We start from the raw sequence: 17,195 nt of genomic DNA, 5'->3' as shown, positions 1-17,195 counted from the left end.
ATCCCCCCCCACTCCCCCCCCCCCGCCCCGCTGACCCGGGTGCGCCGGATCGCCGCGCCGCTCCGGCCGCGGTTCGTCCTCGCCCTGCTGCTCGGCGTGCTCGCCCTGCTCAGCGCCGTCGGCCTGATGGCGACCTCGGCCTGGCTGATATCCCGGGCCTCCCAGCAGCCGCCCGTCCTGTATCTGATGGTCGCGGTCACCGCGACCCGGGCCTTCGGTATCGGCCGGGCGGTCTTCCGCTACGCCGAGCGCCTGGTCTCGCACGACGCCGTCCTGCGCGCCCTCGCCGGTCTGAGGGTGACGGTGTACGCCCGGCTGGAGCGGCTCGCGCCCGCCGCGCTGCGGGACTCCCGGCGCGGTGACCTGCTCTCCCGCCTCGTCGCCGATGTGGACGGCCTGCAGGACTACTTCCTGCGCTGGCTGCTCCCTGCCGGCGCCGCCGCGCTCACCGGCGCCGCGGCGGCCGCGTTCACCGGGTGGCTGCTGCCTCTCGCGGGGGCGGCCCTGGCGGTGGGACTGGCCACCGCCGGCGTCGCGGTGCCCGCCGCCTCCGCGGCGCTGGCCCGGCGCGCCGAACGCGCGCTCGCCCCCGCCCGCGGAGAACTGACGGCCCAGGTGGTCGAGGTGCTCACCAGCACCGCCGAACTGACCGTCGCCGGGGCACTGCCCGGGCGCCGCGCCAGGGCGGCCGAGGCGGACCAGGTACTCACCGGGATCGCGGCCCGCTCGGCGGCCGGCTCGGCGCTCGGGTCCGGGCTCGGCGCCCTGGTGAGCGGACTGACCGTCACCCTCTGCGCCTGGGCGGGCGTGAACGCGGTGGCCGGCGGCGGCCTGGCCCCGGTGGCGCTCGCGGTCGTCGTGCTCACCCCGCTCGCCGCCTTCGAGGCGGTGGCGGCCATGCCGCTCGCGGCGCAGTACCGGCAGCGCAGCCGCCAGGCGGCGCGGCGTGTGTACGAGGTGCTCGACACCAGGGAGCCCGTACGGGAACCGGCACGGCCCGCGCCCGCGCCCGCCGGGCCCCACCCCCTGGTGCTGCGCGGGCTCACCGCCCGCCACCCGGGTCGGCCCGGCCCCGCGCTGGACGGCGTCAGCCTGGAACTGACGCCCGGTCGCCGGATCGCCGTCGTCGGGCCCTCCGGATCGGGCAAGACGACCCTCGCCCATGTGCTGCTCCGCTTCCTCGACGTCGAGGCGGGCGCCTACACCCTCGCCGGAACCGACGCCACGGCGCTCGACGGCGACGCCGTGCGCCGCATGGTCGGCCTGTGCGCCCAGGACGCGCACGCCTTCGACAGCACCGTCCGGGAGAACCTCCGCCTGGCCCGCCCCGGCGCGGACGACGCGGAACTGCGCGAGGCGCTCGCCGCGGCCCGCCTCGACCTCGGCCTCGACCTGCCGGTCGGTGAGCACGGCACCCGCCTGTCCGGCGGCCAGCGCCAGCGGCTGGCACTGGCCCGCGCACTGCTCGCCGACTTCCCCGTCCTGGTGCTCGACGAGCCGGCCGAGCACCTCGACCTGGTCACCGCCGACGCCCTGACCGCCGATCTGCTGGCCGCCACCACCGGCCGTACGACCGTGCTGATCACCCACCGCCTCACCGGTCTGGAGGAGGTCGACGAGATCCTCGTCCTCGACCGCGGCCGAGTGGTGCAGCGCGGCACGTACCGTGAGCTGGCCGCGGCCGACGGCCCGTTCCGCCGGGGCCTGGACCGCGAGCGCGCGGCCGACGCCCTGGGCACGCCGGAGCCTGTCGCGGCGCGGGACGCGGCACCGGCCTAGGCTCGCCGTATGGCAGAACCACTGGCCAGACTGCTGGACGCCGTCAACTCGGTCACCACCGCGCTGCTGGCGGACGAACGACCGGCCGACGACGCGCTCGACGTCGTCGCCGAGCAGGCCCGCGCACTCGTGGGGGCCGACGCGGGCCTGGTTCTGCTGCCGACCGTCGAGGGCGGCCTCGAGGTGGTGGCCGCCTCGGCCGACCAGCCCGCGGGCCTGGTCGGCACCGTGCTCGAGGCGGGCAACCCGCCCGTGGCGCCGCTGATGGCGGGCGAGCCGGTGTTCGTGGCGGACGCACGGACCGACGACCGGATGACCACGGCCATCGCCCCGCGCTTCGGCGCCTTCATGATGCTGCCGCTGCAGAGCAGCGGTCATGTGATGGGCGCGCTCGCACTGCCCCGGGTCCACGGGGAGCCCGGCTTCACCGAGGACGAGCGCTTCGTCGCCGGCCAGTTCGCGGCACAGGCGGCGCTGGCCCTGCTGCTCGCCGACGCCCAGCGCGACCGCAACCGGCTGGCCGTCTACGAGGAACGCGACCGGATCGCCCGCGACCTGCACGACCTCGTCATCCAGCGGCTCTTCGCGACGGGTCTGATGCTCCAGGGGGCCCGGCGCAAGGCGCTGCCGCCCGAGGCCGAGAAGAGCATCGCGCACGCGGTCGAGGAGCTGGACGCCACCATCCAGGAGGTACGTACGGCGATCTTCGCGCTGCAGCAGGAGCCGGGGGACGACGCGCCCTCCGGACTGCGCGCGCAGGTGCTGCGCGAGACCGGTTCCGCCGCGCGGGGCCTCGGCTTCCCGCCCTCCGTCCGCTTCGTCGGGCCGGTCGACCACCGGGTGGGCGCACTCAGCGCCCGCAACGTCGTGGCGGCGCTGCGCGAGGCGCTGTCCAACGTCCAGCGGCACGCCGACGCCACCTGGGTGGAAGTGGTGCTCGACGCCACCGCCGTGCTCGCCGACGGCCGGGAGGGAGTGCGCCTGATCGTCTCCGATGACGGCGTGGGCATCCCCGAGACCGGCCGGCGCAGCGGGCTGCGCAACCTCGCCCGCCGCGCGGAGTCGCTGGGCGGCGAGTCCACCTTCGGGCCGGGGCCGGACGGCAGGGGCACCACGCTCGCGTGGGAGGCGCCCCTGTGAGCCGGGCGGCGGAGGTCAGCGTTCGGCGAGGATGCGCTCGATGACGCGGGCCACGCCGTCCTGCTCGTTCGCCGTGGTGCGGTGCGTGGTGGCGGCCAGGATGTCGGGGTGGGCGTTGGCGACGGCGTAGGAGGTGCCCGCCCAGGTCAGCATGGCGAGGTCGTTGGGCATGTCGCCGAAGGCCACCACTTCCGCGGCGGAGATGCCGAGGTCCGCGCAGCAGCGCGCGAGCGTCGTCGCCTTGCTGACCCCCGCGCCGCTGATCTCCAGCAGCGCCGACGCGCTGGACCGGGTGATCTCGGCGTGCTCCCCGGCCACCGCCCGCGCGGTGGCCAGGAAGACGTCCGGGTCGATGGAGGGGTGCTTGGCCAGCAGTTTCAGCACGGGCTGGCCCTGCCGCGCGCTGTCCAGCAGCTCTTCCACCGGGGCGATGACTGCGTCGGGGGCGGGGGCGTACGGCGGGTACTCCGGCTCGTAGGCGAAACCGCCCGTCAGTTCGACGGCGAAGGCCGTGCCGGGGACGGCCGTGCGCAGGATGGCGACGACCGCGAGGGCGTCCCGCGGGTCGAGCGGGTAGGCCGCCAGCAGCCGCCTGCCGCGGTGCAGGTCGTAGACGGCGGCGCCGTTGGCGCATATCGCCATGCCGTGGCCGGCGGTGTGCCCGGCGACGACGTCCATCCACCGCGCAGGGCGCCCGGTGACGAAGAAGACCTCGATGCCCGCGGCCTCGGCGTCCGCCAGCGCGGCGATCGTACGGGCCGAAACGGTCTTGTCGTCGCGCAGGAGCGTGCCGTCCAGGTCGGTGGCGATCAGCCGCGGCACGGGGGTCGCGAGGGTGGCGTCCGGGATGCGGGGATGCTGGGTGGCTGAGGTCACCGACCCATGGTCCCCCATGCGCCTGCATATGACAGCAGCCGCGTGCGCAGTGCGATCATCGCCACACTCTCCGTCGCCGTTGTCAGTGCCGGGTGCCACCATCACGCCATGGCCCTTGTGCGTTGTGAAGAGCAGCCCGACCGGGAACCGGTGCTCCTGGCCGACGCTTTGCCCATCGTCGTGGACGGCATCCGCATGGCCGCGCGCGCCGCGATACCCGGCGCCGTCCCGGCGGCCGGCACCGCCACGACCTGCGGCCGGTGCGCCTGTGCCGCGTACCGCCACCGCACGGCCGGCGGGCACTGGATCCTCGTCGAGCCCGGCGAGTGGCCGGTGGCCGCCGTCCCGGCCGGCCGCCGCTGGCGCGTCGCGCGGGACGGCACGGCGGTCAACCTGCGCGCCTCCGTGTCCTTCGGCACCTGCCGGATCAGCCACTTCGAAGTCTGTCCCGCGGGGCCGCCGCCCGCGGCCTCGCCCCTGCTGCTCGGCCAGTGGCGGAGCAACGCCCGGCGCCGGCTCAACTGAGCTGCCGCCGGGGGCCACGGTCGCGGCACGCCCGCGTCCCGGGGCGGACGTAGGCTCATCGCATGAATGTGCGCCTGAGCACCGTGATCCTTCCCGTCGACCGCTGGCATGAGGGAGCCCGTGCCACCTGGCAGCGTGCCGAGGAACTCGGCTTCCACGCCGCCTACACCTACGACCACCTGTCGTGGCGCAGCTTCCGGGACGGTCCTTGGTTCGGCGCCCTGCCCACCCTCACCGCCGCCGCCACGCACCGGCTGCGCCTGGGCGCCCTCGTCACATCAGTCAAGCCTTGTTCACCTATCACGGTCTGACCTGGGAAGTCGTGCGTCAGGGGCGTCTTGGTCCGGCCCGGAGCAGATCAGATCGCGATGAGTCGGACGCGGTTACCGCACAGCTTGGCCATGTCGTCGACGTCCGACGTAAGCATGGCCACCGGGCCTGGCTGGCGGAGCGCGAGCTCGGCGACGGTGGCATCGATCGCGTACCTGTGGCCGTGCAGGCCGGCCTCTTTCAGCAGGCCGGTGGCGGCTCTGGCCGCCTGCTCGGTCACCGCTTCCACCTTGACCTGGGAAAGGATCCAGCTCAGTCGGGGGGTGTTCACCCGGGCGTGCATGACCTCCACGATGGTGTTGGCGCAGACGACGAGATCGGCGGCCATCGAATGGAAGGACCGGATCATCGCGAGCACGGCCCGGTCCTGCGAGATCCAGGCGGACAACCCTTGGGAGTCCAGCACGACGGTCTCAATGCGATGGTTCACGCGGCGCTCGCCGACTCCTCGTGCTCGGCCGTGCCCAAGATTCTGGTCTGGGCCGCAGCCAGCTCCTCGTCAGTGAACGCGCCGTGTTCCTCCTCGTAGCGGCGCAGTTCCTCACCGAGCAGCTGGTGTCTGATCTGGCGGGCAACCGCCTCCGCAACATAGCCGGAGACGTTGTCCGTGAGCCTCTTCAGCTCCGCCACCTGCTCGGTGGGCAGAGTGACCGTGATGCGGGTCGTGTCAGCCATGGAGTCAGCATACTGCGGTATGCGCGCTATCTGTCAGGCTTCTCCACCCGAGCTCAGCGCTGGCCCGCACCGAGCAGCTCACTCAGACGGTCGCCGATCACGGACACCCCGGGGCGCGGGTCGCTCTCGTAATACCAGGGCTTGCGCCGGCGCAGCAGTGCATCGCCGTGCTCGCTCCAAGTGAATCCCGGCTTCCGCAGGAGCTTCCGGAACACCGCGTCTACGGTCTCCCGGTGAGCGGCGGCCAGACGGCCGATCGGCAGTGGCGTGATCGACTCCTCGCGCAGGTACGTGCGCAGCAGATCCTGGTGCCGCTTGCGGCCCGCCAGGGCCGGGTCCGCGAAGAGGTCGCGCAGCATCCCGTAGTCGGCATAGAAGTTGAGCCCGTCGACCTGGTCGTAGATGACGCCGACGGTGTCCGAGTCCGCCAGTTCTGACGGCAGCTCGAAGAAGGGCAGGTCCAGGCCGGGGAGCCGCTCGCGTCGGGCGCGGCTGGGCTGTGCGGCGACGGCGGCCTGTTGGCGGTGGCGGTAGTAGGCGTTGAGGAGGTCCTCGGCTTCGGCAGGCGGAAGGACCAGTTCGTCGCCACCGCAGAACTCGACGAACGCTGCCCGGTCCTCCCGCATCAGCTTCCACCCCTGCTCGATCTTCTCGGGGTTGCGGAAAACCAGTTCGGGGTGGTGCGTGGCCAGTTGCAGGGCTGCTTGGGCGATCTCGGTGGCGCTGGACCTGGGGTAGCTCGTCATCGCCCCGGACATCAACCACGCCCCGCCGAGCGAGTGGACGGGTACCAGACAGGTGTGGAGGAATCCCCCCTTGGACACTCCGCGGAACGCCGCCCGCCCGACGTTCGAGTACGTGCGGTACTCAAGGTCGTCGACAAGGTTCAGCAGGATGACGGCATCGCCGTCCTTGCGCCGGATCTCGAAGACACCCTCGACCGGGTCACGCCAGCCGAGCAGCATCTCCCGGTCCGACGCGGTCAAGTCCTTCCGGCCGGTGACGAAGCGGTCCACCACGGTCGAACCGTCCGGCAGCCGGTACCGCAGGATGAAGTGGTCGGTGATCCGGATCGCCTCACCCTCGTCCAACTGCCGTTCAGGCCCAGCGGCCTCCAGCAGGATGGGTGTCAACCACCGGTCGAAGCGGGCACTCTGCGCGAAGGTGACCAGCCGCCCCTTCAATTCGGTGCTGCGCTCGATGAGATCAGCCAGTGACGGTACATGGGCGCCCTGACGTGCGCCCTGTGCGGCCTCAGCCACGTTCAGCCCTTTCGTACGAGCCGGTTCCGTGTGAAGTGAGAGGTGTCCGGCCTCAACCGGCCCAGTGACGGTACGCCTCGATCCACTCCGCGCTTCGGGAGCGGGGCTGGGCAAAGGCAGCTCCAGGATTCCGATCGACTGCCGAACCCGGCCGCCAGTGCACATGGCGACGATCCTGCCGTCTGGCGTGAGGTCGATGCCGCGCACGATCACCTCGACGCCGAGAACGGCGGTGGTGAAGGGCAGGGCCAGGTGCTCTTCAAGCAGCGTGAACAGACCGGTCAAACTGCTCGTCTTCGGTGTAGGCGTCGACGGTGGCCTCTTCGATCATGGCCTCAAGCTTGGCTGTGTCCCACCCATCCATGAGGCAACGCTAGCGGCCCCCAGGGTGACACCGGGCGGCAACGATGCCACTGGTGCCTCACCCCGGAGCGACGAGGACGCACAGTGGCCTGCGGCACGCGCCGGCGCGTGCCGTTGCCGGATACGGTGGAAGTCCAGTGAGGACATGGGAGGTTCGGATGCGACAGGGCGACACCGAGTACCTGGCAGCGCTGGACGAGACGATGGAAATCCTCCGGCGTTGGGCGCGGGAGGGCCGTACCGACGGCTGGTACAAGTCCCTCAGTGAAGAGCTGAAGGCCCAGGGGCACAACGTCCACTATCGCGGCCCGATCATCAGCCAGCTCCTCGGTGACGCCTGCCGCCGGGACAGCAAGGGGACTGATCCCATGCTCTCCGCCATCGTGATCCTCAAGGCGACCGGCAGGCCCGCCGGCCAGTTCTTCGAGCTGGCGAACGGGGCTCCGTTCCACCGGACGCACGCGGAATGGACCTGGGACCAGGAGCGCGCCCGCGTCTTCGCACGGTACCGCGAGAGCTGAAGGGTGCCGCTACCGCTCCGGAGCGCACACGCGCAACACGGGACCGCCGCAGCCCCGACCGGAAGTGTGGGCTCTGTTGCCTGCAGTCACTGACGCATAGGGTCGCAGGCATGCGACTGAGTACGGTAATCCTTCCCGTCCACCGATGGAGCCAGGGTCGGCACATCTGGCGGCGGGCCGAAGACCTCGGGTTCCATGCCGCGTACACCTACGACCACCTGTCGTGGCGGTCGTTCCGGGACGGTCCGTGGTTCGGGGCGATCCCGACGCTGACGGCGGCAGCGTCAGTAACGCAGAGTATGCGCTTGGGTACGCTCGTGACGTCGCCCAACTTCAGGCACCCCGTGCCCCTGGCCAAGGAACTGATCTCGCTCGACGACATCTCCGGCGGCCGGATCACACTCGGCATCGGCGCGGGCGGCAACGGCTTCGACGCCACCGCGCTCGGCCAGGAGGCGTGGACGCCGAAGGAGCGGGCGGACCGCTTCGACGAGTTCGTGCCGCTGCTGGACCGGCTGCTGACCGAGGGAGCGGTCTCTCAGCACGGGTCCTTCTACTCGGCGCAGGAGGCGCGGAACATCCCCGGGTGTGTGCAGCAGCCCCGGCTGCCGTTCGCTGTGGCGGCCACCGGGCCGCGCGGGATGAGGCTGGCCGCCCGCTACGGGCAGGCGTGGGTGACGACCGGCGACCCGCAGCTGTTCCAGGACGGCACACCGCAGCAGTCGCGGGCGGCGCTCGCCGGGCAGATCGACCGGCTGGGGGCGGCGTGTGCGGAGACCGGGCGGGACGTCGGCGAGCTGGACAAGATCCTGCTCCACGGCTTCACCCCGGACCGCAACACCCCGCTGCAGTCGGTCGAGGCGTTCACCGACTTCGCCGGCCGCCACCGCGAACTGGGCTTCACCGAGATCGTGATCCACTGGCCCATCGCCGACTCCGACTTCGACGTCGACCCCGCCGTCTTCGAGGCCATCGCCGCCGAGGCCGCCCGGACGCCCGAGCCGGTCGCCGAGCTCGATGATGTGGACGTCCGGCGTTCCGGCAACTCCGGCCTCATCGGGTCAGGTGCGTGAGCCGCTCGACTCCCCCTGTCATCGGCCCCTGTCACCGGCCTGAGTCGGGCGGGTGACAGGGGGCGGCAGCGGCCGTCCGGTGGAAACCGCCGGGGAGCCGGCCGCGCCCGACCGGTGCCCGTACGCCTCGAGAGGGCCGGGAACCGCCCCGTAGGGCCCCGTGGCCGGGCCCTCGCCCGCTAACCCCGGGGTCGAGGAGCCGCAACTCGGGGCGCACGCGGCGAAAGGCCGTCGCCGGGAGCGGCCGGGCGGGGGACGGCTGGGCCACCCGGGTGGTGTTGATCGGAATATCGGCAGCCTCGAGGTGCGGCACCGAGGATTTCGTGCTCACTTCCGCATCATCGGATTAGTCGCTCCCGACTCACCGAAGGAAGTGAGAGGTCATGGCTGCCAACACCCATGTCAGGACGTTCTGGGACGTCTTCGTGACGTTCCTGGTCAAGCTGGCCGCGTACTTCGGACTCGCCGTCCCGGCGTCGCGTACCACGGCTCCGGTCGCGCCGCGACCGGAGACCGTCCCCGGGACCCGGTTCCTGCCCACCGCCGAGGCGGTGCGCCACTGGGCGCCGGCTCCCCGGACGGAACCTGCGCCACGGCCGGTGGCCGTGGGCGCCGCCGCCTCGGGGCCGGGCCTTCCCGGCGCGCCCGACGCGCGCATCGCTGAGGTCCCGTCGTCGCGAGGACCGTCCCGACGTCCGTCAGGGCCGTCCGTCCCGCCGGTCCCATCCGTCCCGTCGCTCTCTGCTTCGCCTGTCTCTTCCGTCTCGTCCGTCCCATCCGTCCCGTCGCCCCTTCCGCCATCGCTCCCCTCGTACCGCGACCTGCCTGTCGTGCCCGAGCCGTCCCTGGGCCTCGAACCGGCCCTCTGCCGCGCCGCCGCGACCGGGGCCGGTGAGCTGTCGCTGCCGCCGACGATGAAGCAGCGCATCCGCGCCGAGGCCCACGGCGCCTCGCCGGTGGCCCGCGTGCGCACCCGTCCGATCGGCGACGCCGGCCTCAACCCCGCGCTGAGCGACGCGACCGAGGCCCCTGCCCGTGCCCCCCGCAGCCGCGAGTGGGCGCTCTGCGCATGACCGCCGCGAACGCCTGTGACCAGCAGGCGCGACCCGCCGCGAGGCACCCGTCGCAAGGACGACGTCAAGCCGTTCCCACGACCCAGAAGCGCCCCGGCAGCCGCCTTTGGCGGACCGCCCGAGGCGAAGCACAGCAGCGGCACCATGGCGCCGGACACGGCGCCCGACCCGGCGGAACCTCGTCGATCCCCCGGACGACGGGCGCACAGACGGCCGCCGGCCGGAGCACGGCAAGGAGCACCAGGCCCGACAGCGGCTTCGGCAGCACTGCGGGTACCACCGGGGATGAGATCACGAGCAGGACCCCGACAGCACGCACCAGCACGAGGCCAAGGCCAAGGTCGAGGTCGAGGACGAGGACGAGGACGATGACACCCGAGACGGCCGGCCCCCCCGAGGCTGTGACGGTCACCCCCGGCCCGCACCCGTTTCGCGCCCGGGCCACAGACCTCCCGGCCACCGAGTCGCCCGCGGACGACGGCGGGGCAGGACCATGCGCGCGCCACACGCGTGCGCAGCGCCCTGGTCCCCAGGGCACTCCGAGGCACCGCATGCCCCGGCCCCGCACCTGTACGGGCGCACGCACGCGCCCCGCGCCGACGCACCCCGCGCACACGGACCGTGCCCGCTCGCACCACGCCGGGCCGCCCCGCCCGCGCACGCACACGCGCTGCTCACCCGCCCACCGCAGTCCACCCAGCGCTCACCCACGCACCTCGCACCCCCCACCCACCACGCCGGCGCGCCGCACGCACATCCCCGCGCCCGCACCCCACGACCCGGCGTGACGCCACGCGGCACCACCGGGTCCGGCCACCCGCCGAAGGCGACCGCTGAGAGCAACCGCTGAGAGCGACCACTGAAGCCGACTGCCGGAGCCGACCGCCGGAGCCGACCGCTGAGGCCGACCGCTGCGGCCGACCGCCGGAGCCGACCGTGCTCCCGGACGACGAGGCCCCGCCACGGCTGAACCGCGCGACCCGCAGGAAAATCACGGCACCACGGACAGAGGACACCGCCTCCCCTACGGGAACGTCACCCCCAAGGACTACGCACAACCGCCCCTCAGAGTGACGACGGGGTATGGCCCGCGCCACTAGGTTCGTGGCGTGACTGTGATCGCTACCGAAAGCCTGACGAAGCGGTACCCGAGGGTGACCGCTCTGGACCGGCTCACCGTCGACATCGCACCCGGAGTGACCGGGTTGGTCGGTGCCAACGGAGCCGGCAAATCGACCCTGATCAAGATCCTCCTGGGTCTGGCGCCGGCCACGGAAGGCCGGGCCGCCGTCCTGGGCATGGACGTGGCGACCGAGGGCGCGACGATCCGCGCCCATGTGGGCTACATGCCGGAGCACGACTGCCTGCCCCCGGACGTGTCGGCGACGGAGTTCGTCGTCCACATGGCCCGCATCGCGGGGCTGCCGCCGTCCGCCGCGCGCGAGCGCACCGCGGACACGCTCCGCCACGTCGGCCTGTACGAGGAGCGGTACCGCCCCATGGGCGGGTACTCCACGGGCATGAAGCAGCGGGTGAAACTGGCCCAGGCGCTGGTCCACGACCCCCGGCTGGTGCTGCTCGACGAGCCGACGAACGGGCTGGACCCCGTCGGCCGCGACGACATGCTCGGGCTGATCCGGCGCGTCCACACCGAGTTCGGCATCTCCGTGCTGGTCACCTCCCACCTGCTCGGTGAACTGGAGCGCACCAGCGACCACATCGTCGTCATCGACGGCGGCTCCCTCCTGCGCTCCTCCTCGACCAGCGACTTCACCCAGGCGACCGCCTCGCTCACCGTCGAGGTCACCGAGCACGAGGACGACCTGGTGGCGAAGCTGGCCGCGGCCGGGCTCAACGCGCACTGCGACGGCCGGCTGGTCATGGTCGACATCGACGGGGACGAGACGTACGACGCGGTCCGCGACGCGGTCGCGGAACTCGGCACGGGACTGGTGCGCATGGAGCAGCACCGGCACCGCATCGCCGAGATCTTCCGGGGAGGGGACGAGCATGACGCAGCTTGAGGGCAGGCCGCCCGCCGCGGACGTCATCCACGACATCGGCTACCGGCACTACGACGGCCCGCGTCTGGGGCGGGGCTACGCGCGCATGTCGCTGTACGTCCACAGCCTGCGCGGCGCGTACGGGCTCGGCCGGTCGGCCAAGTCCAAGGTGCTGCCGATGATCCTGCTGGCCGCGATGTGCGGCCCGGCCGCCATCATGGTCGCGGTGGCCATCGGCACCAAGGCGACCAGGCTGCCGATCGAGTACACCCAGTACGCGATCATCATGCAGGCCGTCATCGGCCTCTACCTGGCGGCGCAGGCCCCGCAGTCCGTCTCGCTCGACCTGCGGTTCAAGACGACCCCGCTGTACTTCTCCCGGCCCATCGAGGCGGTCGACTACGTGGCGTCGAAGTTCGCGGCGCTGACCACGGCGCTGTTCATCCTCACCGGGACGCCGCTGCTGGTCATGTACATCGGGGCGCTGCTGGCCAAGTTCGACGTCGGCGACCAGAGCGCGGGCTTCGCCAAGGCGATGCTGGCCGCGCTGCTGCTGTCGATGCTGTTCTCGGGCATCGGTCTGGTCATCGCGGCGCTGACGCCGCGCCGGGGCTTCGGGGTGGCCGCGGTCATCGCGGTGTTCACCCTCTCGTACGGCGCGGTGACCAGTGTGCAGGGCGTCGCCTCGATCAACGGCAACCACGATGTGATCGCCTGGCTCGGCCTGCTCTCGCCGATCACCCTGATCGACGGCGCGCAGACCTGGTGGCTGGGCGCGACCTCCAGCTTCCCCGAGGGCGCGGGTCCGAAGGACGCGGTCGTCGGCACCGTCTACCTCCTCGTCCTGCTCGCCGTGATCGCCGGCTGCTTCGGCCTGCTGATGCGCCGCTACCGAAAGGCCGTCCTGTCGTGACCACCCTGTCCATCGACCATGTGTCCCGCTGGTTCGGCAACGTCGTCGCCGTGAACGACGTGACGATGACGATCGGCCCCGGCGTCACCGGACTGCTCGGCCCCAACGGCGCGGGCAAGTCCACCCTGATCAACATGATGGGCGGCTTCCTGGCCCCCTCGGCCGGCACCGTGACCCTCGACGGCGCCGCGGTCTGGCGCAACGAGCAGACGTACCGGCACATCGGCATCGTCCCCGAGCGCGAGGCGATGTACGACTTCCTGACGGCCCGCGAGTTCGTGGTCGCCAACGCGGAGCTGCACGGGCTGGCGGATCCGGGGGCGGCGGCGCAGCGCGCCCTGGCCACGGTCGAGATGGAGTTCGCCCAGGACCGCCCGGTCTCCACGTACAGCAAGGGTATGCGGCAGCGCGCCAAGATGGCCTCCGCGCTGGTGCACGACCCGTCGGTGCTGCTGCTGGACGAGCCCTTCAACGGCATGGACCCCCGGCAGCGGCTGCAGTTGATGGACCTGCTGCGGCGGATGGGCGCCGAGGGCCGCACGGTGCTGTTCTCCTCGCACATCCTGGAGGAGGTCGAGCAGCTGGCGAGCCACATCGAGGTGGTCGTCGCCGGCCGGCACGCGGCCTCGGGCGACTTCCGCAAGATCCGCCGGCTGATGACGGACCGGCCGCACCGCTATCTGGTGCGCTCCAGCGACGACCGGGCGCTCGCCGCCGCGCTGATCGCGGACGGGTCCACGGCCGCCATCGAGCTGGACTGGAAGGAGCGTGCGCTGCGGGTCCAGGCGATCGACTTCGCCGGCTTCACCGAGCTGCTGCCGCGCGTCGCGCGGGAGCGGGGCATCCGGCTCTACACGGTCTCGCCGTCCGACGAGTCCCTGGAAAGCGTCTTCTCCTACCTGGTCACGGCGTAGGCACCCGGCTGTAAGGAGCTTCGATGTACAACCCCACCGTGGCCAGGCTGACCTACCGGGGGCTGCTGGGCCGCCGCCGGGCCCTGGTCCTGTTCGCCCTGCCCGCGCTGCTGATCCTCATCTCCGTGGCGGTGCGCGCGCTGGCCGGCGCCGACGACTCCACCGCGAGTTCCGTGCTGGGCGGTTTCGCGCTGGCGACGATGGTGCCGCTGGTCGGCGTGATCGCCGGCACGGGCGCCATCGGTCCGGAGATCGACGACGGCTCGATCATCTACCTGCTGGCCAAGCCGGTGCGGCGGCCGACGATCATCGTCACGAAGCTGCTGGTCGCCATCGCGGTGTCGGTGGTCTTCTCGGCCGTGCCCACTCTGATCGCCGGGTTCATCCTCAACGGCAACAGCCAGGGCATCGCGGTCGCGTTCACCGCCGCGGCGGCGGTCGCCTCCGTCACCTATGCGGCCGTCTTCCTGCTGCTGGGCGTGGTGACCCGGCAGGCGGTGGTATTCGGCCTGGTCTACGCGCTGGTCTGGGAGTCGCTGATCGGCAGCCTGGTGCCGGGGGCGCGCACGCTGAGCGTCCAGCAGTGGGCCCTCGCGCTGGCCCAGAAGATCGCCGGGGAGGGCATGGTGACCTCTGACGTGGGGCTGCCCCTGGCGGTGGTGCTGCTGGTGGGCGTCACTGCGGCCGCGACGGTCTACGCCGGGCAGCGGATCCGGTCCCTGACGCTGGCCGGCGAGGAGTGATCGTCCCCGTCCGGACGCGTCTTCGTCCCGGCCTCTGAGAGGTCGCGCGGAGAGGCGGGGTGGAGAAAGGAGCGGGCCGAGTCCGGCAAGGCGGAGAAGGGAGACGCAGCGGAGCTGCGGCGACCGACGACAACGCCGCCACGCGAGAGCCGTCGACCCGCGACGCCGGCCCGCCTCTCCCTGTGGCCTCTAACCAACGGCGGCGGCGCTTGGACGTGCCGAAGAGCGAACGGGTGATCTCGCGCCCGATCTGGGTGCCGACGGAGCGGGCCAGCGACTGCAACACGCCGCTGCCCACCACCTGTGCGACGACACCCGTCTCCTCCTCCTTCGGCCGCTCCCGCTCCCCGCGGCCTGCGGGACCCGGCGCGGGCGGCCGCGCCGGGGCCGGCGCCTGCCGGCCGGCCAGGCGCTCGTACGCCGACTCCCGGTCCACCGCCCGCGCGTAGCGCGCGTACAGCGCGGAGTCCGCGATCGCCGCGTCCATCGCCGCCGGATCGGCGGGCCCCATCAGCGAGCGCGGCGCCCGCAGCCGCACCGCCGCCACGGGGGTGGGGGCGCCGTCCTCGTCGAGCACGGTGACCACGGCCTCGCCGGTGCCGAGCCCGGTGAGCAGCTCCTCCAGGTCGTACGGCGAGGTGGGGAAGGTGCGTACCGTCGCCTTGAGCGCCTTTGCGTCCTCCGGGGTGAAGGCGCGCTGCGCGTGCTGCACCCGGTTGCCGAGCTGGCCGAGCACCGCGGAGGGCACGTCGCCGGGGCTCTGGGTCACGAAGAAGACGCCCACACCCTTGGAGCGGATCAGCCGCACGGTCTGCGTGACGGCCTCCAGGAATGCCTTGCTCGCCCCGGAGAACAGCAGGTGCGCCTCGTCGAAGAAGAACACCAGCTTGGGCTTGTCGAGGTCGCCGGCCTCCGGCAGGTCCTCGAAGAGGTCGGCCAGCAGCCACATCAGGAAGGTGGAGAAGAGCCGCGGCCGGTCCTGCACCTCGGGGAGCTCCAGGACGGAGACGACGCCGCGCCCCTCCGCGTCCGTCCGCAGCAGTTCGGCGCTGTCGAACTCCGGCTCGCCGAAGAAGACCCCCGCCCCCTGGGCCTCGAAGGCCGTCAGCGAGCGCAGGATCACCCCGGCCGTCGCCGGCGAGACCCCGCCGATCCCCTTCAGTTCCTGCTTGCCCTCGTCGGAGGTGAGGAAGGTGACCACGGCCCGCAGGTCCTTCAGATCCAGCAGCTCCAGGCCCTTGGTGTCGGCGTAGTGGAAGATCAGGCCCAGCGACTGCTCCTGCGTGGTGTTGAGCTCCAGCACCTTCGACAGCAGCACGGGACCGAAGCCGGTCACGGTGGCCCGCAGCGGGACGCCCCGGCCCGTGCCGCCCAGGGCGAGGAACTCGGTGGGGCAGCCCGCCGGGCTCCATTCCTGCCCCACCTCGGCGGCCCGCGCGGCGACGCGGTCGCCGGGGACGCCCGGCGCCGAGATGCCGGAGAGGTCGCCCTTGACGTCGGCCAGGAAGACAGGAACGCCCTGCGCGGACAGCTGCTCAGCGACGAGTTGCAGCGTCTTGGTCTTGCCGGTGCCAGTGGCGCCCGCGACGAGGCCGTGCCGGTTGAGCATCGACAGGGGCAGGCGTACGGGGGCCTGCGGCAGGGCCCGGTCCTCCCACAGCAGGGCGCCGAGTTCGAGGGCCGGTCCGGTGAAGACATACCCCTCGGCGATGGTCCGGGCGGCGTGGGGAAGACTCGGCGTCGTCATGGGCTGCTCCCGCTTTCACCGTGTTCGCCCACCATCGCACTCCTGCGCCGTTGCTGCGCCCGTACACGCTTGCCCGGTAGGCTTTCCGTGTGATCTTCAAGCGCATCGGAAACGGGCGGCCGTACCCCGACCACGGCCGGAAAAGCACCCGTGAATGGGCGGACGTCGCCCCACGCCCGGTACGCCTCGACCAGTTGGTCACCACAAAGGGCCAACTGGACCTGGAGACCCTCCTCGCCGAGGACTCGACCTTCTACGGCGACCTGTTCGCACACGTCGTGAAGTGGCGGGGCGACCTCTACCTGGAGGACGGGCTCCACCGGGCCGTGCGCGCGGCGCTGCAGCAGCGTCAGGTGCTGCACGCCCGGGTGCTGGAGATGGACTGAGCGGGGCGGCTTCGCGGGCCCTCGTCCGCTCGGGGCCCCCTCGCCCTTTCAGGTTCCCGTCGCTCCCGGCGACCCCCGATTGGTTGATCATTTAGTAGGCCCGGCTGCCTGATCGCACTACGCTGCGCACATGAGCATGCTGACGCCCCCGGGCATGGGCGGAAAGTACCGGGTCACCGGGAACCAGTACCCGCGGATGCGCCGCTCCCGCAGCAAGGTGCGCGTCGCGGCGGTGGTCCTGACGACCGTCGCCGTGGTCGGTCTGGCCGGCTGGGGCACGCTCCAGCTCGTCGACGTCTTCGGGGGCACGTCCACGCCGGCGAAGACCACGGCGGCCAAGGCCACGAGCCCCGCGAAGGAACGCGCCTGCAAGGCCGCGGCCGTCCCCGGTTCCGCCTCGAGCGCCCCCATCACCTTCCCGGAACCCGGGGAGCTCACCGTCAACGTCTACAACGCCACCGCCAAGAGCGGCCTGGCCAAGGACACCGCCGACGAGTTCGCCGCGCGCGGCTTCAAGGTGGGCACCTTCGGCAACGCCGACCCCGAGTACGACCGCAAGGTGAAGACGGCCGCGCTGCTGATCGGCGGCCACGGGCCGAAGGCCGAGGCCGCGATGAAGCTGGTCAGCGCCCAGATCAAGGGCACGAGCACCCTGAAGCCGGCCGCTGCCGGCTCCGGGCGCCCCACCGGCACGGTGGACGTGATGCTCGGCAACGGCTTCACCAAGCTCTCCGGCGACAAGGCGGTGGAGAAGGCCCTCGCCGCCCTGGCCCGCCCGAGCGCGGCTCCCAGCGCCGGGACCTGCTAGGCGCCCTGCGGCGCGCGTACGACGGGACCGGGGGGGGGGGGGGGGGGGGGGTGGGGGGGGGGGT

14 protein-coding genes and 4 pseudogenes are annotated in these 17,195 nt (G+C 72.4%); 13 read left to right on the top strand and 5 right to left on the bottom strand.

What is annotated here, in order from left to right; genetic code table 11:
• The coding region (gene cydC, locus ACRWND_RS28150; protein ID WP_431954316.1) for a thiol reductant ABC exporter subunit CydC at nt 1-1,779 on the top strand (1,779 nt) is incomplete at its 5' end.
• 27 nt (nt 1,780-1,806) lie between these two features.
• Nucleotides 1,807-2,919, top strand: a pseudogene (locus ACRWND_RS28145) (GAF domain-containing sensor histidine kinase); the annotation flags it as partial.
• A gap of 15 nt (nt 2,920-2,934) precedes the next feature.
• Here the strand turns inward: ACRWND_RS28145 and ACRWND_RS28140 are convergent.
• A complete protein-coding gene (locus ACRWND_RS28140) occupies nt 2,935-3,795 on the bottom strand; it encodes an HAD family hydrolase (protein ID WP_431954314.1) in 861 nt (286 codons plus the stop codon).
• Between the two features lie 108 nt (nt 3,796-3,903).
• On the opposite strand from ACRWND_RS28140, the gene ACRWND_RS28135 reads away from it, so the two are divergent.
• Together ACRWND_RS28135 and ACRWND_RS28130 are read left to right on the top strand one after the other, a co-directional pair.
• Entirely contained in the window at nt 3,904-4,320 is a 417-nt protein-coding gene (locus ACRWND_RS28135) for a DUF6083 domain-containing protein (protein ID WP_431954312.1), read from the top strand.
• Nucleotides 4,321-4,382: 62 nt separating this feature from the next.
• Nucleotides 4,383-4,628 (top strand): annotated as a pseudogene (locus ACRWND_RS28130) (LLM class flavin-dependent oxidoreductase); the annotation flags it as partial.
• A gap of 50 nt (nt 4,629-4,678) precedes the next feature.
• Here ACRWND_RS28130 and ACRWND_RS28125 read toward each other — a convergent pair.
• Genes ACRWND_RS28125 through ACRWND_RS28115 form a run of 3 tightly spaced genes read right to left on the bottom strand, consistent with a single transcriptional unit; the run spans nt 4,679 to nt 6,587 of the window.
• Nucleotides 4,679-5,080 (bottom strand): DNA-binding protein, encoded by a 402-nt coding sequence (locus tag ACRWND_RS28125; RefSeq protein ID WP_431954310.1) that lies wholly within the window; start codon nt 5,078-5,080, stop codon nt 4,679-4,681.
• A complete protein-coding gene (locus tag ACRWND_RS28120) occupies nt 5,077-5,325 on the bottom strand; it encodes a hypothetical protein (RefSeq protein ID WP_431954308.1) in 249 nt (82 codons plus the stop codon). The genes ACRWND_RS28125 and ACRWND_RS28120 overlap by 4 nt, the downstream gene beginning before the upstream one ends.
• Before the next feature lie 53 nt (nt 5,326-5,378).
• On the bottom strand, nt 5,379-6,587 hold the full coding sequence (locus tag ACRWND_RS28115) for a hypothetical protein (RefSeq protein WP_431954306.1): 1,209 nt from the start codon (nt 6,585-6,587) through the stop codon (nt 5,379-5,381).
• Nucleotides 6,588-7,108: 521 nt separating this feature from the next.
• Between ACRWND_RS28115 and ACRWND_RS28110 the strand changes: the two genes are divergently transcribed.
• The 7 genes and pseudogenes from ACRWND_RS28110 to ACRWND_RS28080 all read left to right on the top strand — a co-directional run bounded on the left by ACRWND_RS28110 (nt 7,109) and on the right by ACRWND_RS28080 (nt 14,190).
• Nucleotides 7,109-7,471: a hypothetical protein gene (locus ACRWND_RS28110; RefSeq protein ID WP_431954304.1), complete on the top strand. Its 363-nt coding sequence runs from the start codon at nt 7,109-7,111 to the stop codon at nt 7,469-7,471.
• Nucleotides 7,472-7,581: 110 nt separating this feature from the next.
• Nucleotides 7,582-8,457, top strand: a pseudogene (locus tag ACRWND_RS28105) (LLM class flavin-dependent oxidoreductase); the annotation flags it as partial.
• Nucleotides 8,458-9,374: 917 nt separating this feature from the next.
• Nucleotides 9,375-9,617, top strand: coding sequence for a DUF6344 domain-containing protein (locus ACRWND_RS28100; protein WP_431954302.1), 243 nt, complete (start codon nt 9,375-9,377; stop codon nt 9,615-9,617).
• Nucleotides 9,618-10,726: 1,109 nt separating this feature from the next.
• Entirely contained in the window at nt 10,727-11,641 is a 915-nt protein-coding gene (locus tag ACRWND_RS28095; RefSeq protein ID WP_431954300.1) for an ABC transporter ATP-binding protein, read from the top strand.
• Nucleotides 11,628-12,533, top strand: coding sequence for an ABC transporter permease (locus ACRWND_RS28090; RefSeq protein WP_431954298.1), 906 nt, complete (start codon nt 11,628-11,630; stop codon nt 12,531-12,533). The genes ACRWND_RS28095 and ACRWND_RS28090 overlap by 14 nt, the downstream gene beginning before the upstream one ends.
• A complete protein-coding gene (locus tag ACRWND_RS28085) occupies nt 12,530-13,447 on the top strand; it encodes an ABC transporter ATP-binding protein (protein WP_431954296.1) in 918 nt (305 codons plus the stop codon). Before ACRWND_RS28090 ends, ACRWND_RS28085 begins: the two co-directional genes overlap by 4 nt.
• A gap of 23 nt (nt 13,448-13,470) precedes the next feature.
• Nucleotides 13,471-14,190 carry an ABC transporter permease gene (locus ACRWND_RS28080; RefSeq protein WP_431954294.1) on the top strand — a complete coding sequence of 240 codons (720 nt, stop codon included), beginning with the start codon at nt 13,471-13,473 and terminating at the stop codon, nt 14,188-14,190.
• A gap of 199 nt (nt 14,191-14,389) precedes the next feature.
• On the opposite strand, the pseudogene ACRWND_RS28075 reads toward ACRWND_RS28080, so the two are convergent.
• Nucleotides 14,390-15,937 (bottom strand): annotated as a pseudogene (locus tag ACRWND_RS28075) (helicase HerA-like domain-containing protein); the annotation flags it as partial.
• 89 nt (nt 15,938-16,026) lie between these two features.
• Between ACRWND_RS28075 and ACRWND_RS28070 the strand changes: the two are divergent.
• A complete protein-coding gene (locus ACRWND_RS28070) occupies nt 16,027-16,323 on the top strand; it encodes a type II toxin-antitoxin system VapB family antitoxin (RefSeq protein ID WP_018558273.1) in 297 nt (98 codons plus the stop codon).
• A 130-nt stretch (nt 16,324-16,453) separates the two neighbouring features.
• Nucleotides 16,454-17,131, top strand: a complete 678-nt coding sequence (locus tag ACRWND_RS28065; RefSeq protein WP_431954292.1) for a LytR C-terminal domain-containing protein — start codon at nt 16,454-16,456, stop codon at nt 17,129-17,131.
• Nucleotides 17,132-17,195 lie beyond the last annotated feature (64 nt).

It is taken from the genome of Actinacidiphila sp. bgisy167, assembly GCF_965342175.1.
Lineage (GTDB): Bacteria > Actinomycetota > Actinomycetes > Streptomycetales > Streptomycetaceae > Actinacidiphila.
Note: the sequence above shows the minus strand (reverse complement) of the source record. Positions and strands in the feature narration are given on the sequence as shown.

Excerpts from the sequence above, each read along its gene's own strand:
- ACRWND_RS28135 (WP_431954312.1), top strand. The coding sequence starts at position 3,904 with ATGGCCCTTGTGCGTTGTGAAGAGCAGCCCGACCGGGAACCGGTGCTC.
- ACRWND_RS28120 (WP_431954308.1), bottom strand. The coding sequence starts at position 5,325 with ATGGCTGACACGACCCGCATCACGGTCACTCTGCCCACCGAGCAGGTG.
- ACRWND_RS28110 (WP_431954304.1), top strand. The coding sequence starts at position 7,109 with ATGCGACAGGGCGACACCGAGTACCTGGCAGCGCTGGACGAGACGATG.
- ACRWND_RS28090 (WP_431954298.1), top strand. The coding sequence starts at position 11,628 with ATGACGCAGCTTGAGGGCAGGCCGCCCGCCGCGGACGTCATCCACGAC.
- ACRWND_RS28080 (WP_431954294.1), top strand. The coding sequence starts at position 13,471 with ATGTACAACCCCACCGTGGCCAGGCTGACCTACCGGGGGCTGCTGGGC.
- ACRWND_RS28065 (WP_431954292.1), top strand. The coding sequence starts at position 16,454 with ATGAGCATGCTGACGCCCCCGGGCATGGGCGGAAAGTACCGGGTCACC.